General features: G+C 34.6%; 1 protein-coding gene. It reads left to right on the top strand.

The features are described from left to right. Positions 1–480: hypothetical protein (locus J1785_RS00240; RefSeq protein WP_217218517.1), on the top strand; the 480-nt coding region annotated here is incomplete at both ends.

The following is a 480-nucleotide window of genomic DNA, read 5'->3' as shown; positions in this document are numbered from 1 at the left end:
GATGTATATTCCTTGTTGATGGCAAACAAGATATTGAAATAACAGGCGGTGTTTTTAACGCTGAAGACGATATGACCGAAGTTATTAGTATTCTCAATGGGGCACATTCTATATCAGTTAGTGAGGTGAAGTGTAATGGATGCAGGTTATTAACATCAGATGTAATGAAAAGCTATGATCTCATAAATGATTCTGAATTAAATTATAATATTAACATTAATGAGTGTTACGGCGCGTCGACAAAAATAGTGACAAGAAAAGCTTTCATTGAGTTACATTATATAAAAGTTTGTAATTGTTTTGATTGCAACATAGATGGATATTATCACGGAATAATGTTCTGGGGAGGGGATGCAAACCCAAAAAGAGATGGGGTCCTGGAAAATTTGAGGAAAGTATCCCATTTAAATTTTAAAGGTAATACTGTGAAGAACGTCCAATTAGGAGGTATTTGGGGGTCGATGGGGGAATATATTACTA

Source organism: Rahnella perminowiae, from assembly GCF_019049755.1.
Classification (GTDB): Bacteria; Pseudomonadota; Gammaproteobacteria; order Enterobacterales; family Enterobacteriaceae; genus Rahnella; species Rahnella perminowiae.
This window is presented reverse-complemented; position numbering and strand designations above follow the sequence as displayed.